1 protein-coding gene is annotated in these 775 nt (G+C 58.8%); it reads right to left on the bottom strand.

From position 1 onward, the window contains the following. A partial coding sequence (gene tsaD, locus HJG40_RS14090) for a tRNA (adenosine(37)-N6)-threonylcarbamoyltransferase complex transferase subunit TsaD (protein ID WP_215864784.1) occupies nucleotides 1-775 on the bottom strand: 775 nt, incomplete at both ends.

Here is a 775-nt window from a genome sequence, read left to right as displayed (position 1 = left end):
AGGCGCGATTGGCTCCCACCCCGCCCGCCACAATCAAACGCTTCAGACCGGTGTGTTGCAAGGCGCGCTGGCATTTCCGAAACAGGGTATCGACCACCGCCTGCTGAAAACTGGCAGCCAGATTTTTTCTCTGGGTCATATCCTCTTCAGGAACTTTCATGGCGGCCAGACGAAAGGCTGTTTTCAATCCACTGAAGCTGAAGTCCATGCCAGGTCGATCCAAAAGCGGTCTTGGCAAACGAAATGCCTCGGGGTCACCACCTTCTGCCAAAGCCGCCAGAGCCGGCCCCCCGGGATAGCCTAGTCCCAGCATTTTAGCCGCTTTATCGAAAGCCTCACCAGCTGCGTCATCCAGGGTTTCACCCAGCAACACATAATTGCCCAGTCCCCGCACTTCAATGAGCATGGTATGCCCACCGGAAACCAACAAAGCCACTGCCGGAAAGGGCGCCACGCCATTGAGCAGGGGAGCAAGAAGGTGTCCTTCCAGATGATGAACGGGAATAACCGGAATATCCCAGGCAAAGGCCAGCGCCCGCGCAAAATTGACGCCCACCAGCAAGGCGTCAATCAGTCCCGGACCCGCCGTGACGGCGACGGCATCGGGGCGTTGCCCCCCGGTTTGCAGCATGAGCTGTTCCAGCAGCAGCGGAAGGCGGCGCACATGATCCCGGGAGGCCAGCTCTGGAACCACCCCGCCGTAAGGCGCATGCAGATCAATCTGACTGAACAGGACTTCACCCAGCAAACCTTGGCGGGTGTCATACACCGCCAA

It is taken from the genome of Acidithiobacillus concretivorus (genome assembly GCF_018853445.1).
Lineage (GTDB): Bacteria > Pseudomonadota > Gammaproteobacteria > Acidithiobacillales > Acidithiobacillaceae > Acidithiobacillus > Acidithiobacillus concretivorus.
This window is presented reverse-complemented; position numbering and strand designations above follow the sequence as displayed.